A 536-nucleotide genomic window follows, 5' to 3' on the forward strand; every position below is an offset into this window, starting at 1 on the left:
AACGTCATAGCACACCAACCGCCTGATGGCAGCCGCGCGTTGACTGTGGGTTGAGAGTTCTAATCACGGTGAAAATCCGACTCGGAGCGGATCAGGCGGTTGGGTGCTGCGACTTGTTAGCCGTTATTTTCTCTCGATCTTGGTGCAGGTCGGCAAACCTCTTCGCGACGCCTCCAGATCGGCAATAATCGCGTAACCACGAACCACGATGCTGTCACCAACCTTGAAAGGCTCAAGCTCCTTACCTGTGAAGAGTAAGAGTGCTTCGTCTCGCCCAGGTTGCCGAAAGCTCTTGAATGGGTAGTAGGTCTTCCGCTTCAGCGCACCATGAATCTGTCGAGCCACCTTGCGCGCTGTGGCATCACCGAGCTCAATACGAACCGCTGTGCAAAGCTCACCCTTCTTGATCTCTTTGATCGTCCCAGAAATCTCTGGGAAGCTCGCGAGCGTATCTGGAAGCGCGTGGCAAACGCTCGAACACATCAAGAGCAGGGTGCCTAGCAATGCAGTGATCGTGTTCATTTTCTTCGGCTAAC

At 54.1% G+C, this 536-nt stretch carries 1 protein-coding gene; it reads right to left on the reverse strand.

The genetic code is table 11. The annotated features are described in order from the left end of the window. Positions 1-123 precede the first annotated feature (123 nt). Positions 124-522: a hypothetical protein gene (locus JIN85_RS20920; RefSeq protein ID WP_200274505.1), complete on the reverse strand. Its 399-nt coding sequence runs from the start codon at positions 520-522 to the stop codon at positions 124-126. Positions 523-536 lie beyond the last annotated feature (14 nt).

This window comes from Luteolibacter pohnpeiensis, assembly GCF_016595435.1.
GTDB classification, from domain to species: Bacteria; Verrucomicrobiota; Verrucomicrobiia; order Verrucomicrobiales; family Akkermansiaceae; genus Luteolibacter; species Luteolibacter pohnpeiensis.

Bases quoted from the DNA above. Each gene is read 5' to 3' on its own strand.
- JIN85_RS20920 (WP_200274505.1), bottom strand. From the start codon at position 522: ATGAACACGATCACTGCATTGCTAGGCACCCTGCTCTTGATGTGTTCG.